The organism is Belnapia sp. AC561 (assembly GCF_979252845.1).
The window spans coordinates 1-259 of record NZ_CEEDBP010000300.1 but is presented as its reverse complement, the minus strand read 5'-3'; the positions used below and the strand labels follow the sequence as shown (position 1 = coordinate 259).

At 64.1% G+C, this 259-nt stretch carries 1 protein-coding gene; it reads left to right on the top strand.

The annotated features are described in order from the left end of the window. Positions 1–259 (top strand): acyl-CoA dehydrogenase family protein (locus AC0IW9_RS31170; RefSeq protein WP_471652167.1); only part of this gene is annotated, 259 nt, incomplete at both ends.

Below are 259 nucleotides of genomic sequence, written 5' to 3'. Positions count from 1 at the left end.
AAGGACAAATACCTGCCGTCGCTCGTCACGATGGACCGCATCGCCAGCTATTGCCTGACCGAACCATCGTCCGGCTCCGACGCCTCGGCGCTGAAGACGAAGGCCGTGAAGGACGGCGACGACTGGATCGTCACCGGATCGAAGCAGGTCATCTCCGGCGCGGGCGAAAACGAGGTCTACGTCACGATGGTCCGCACGGGCGAGGAGGGGCCGAAGGGCATCTCCGCGCTGGTAGTCGAAAAGGACATGCCCGGCGTGT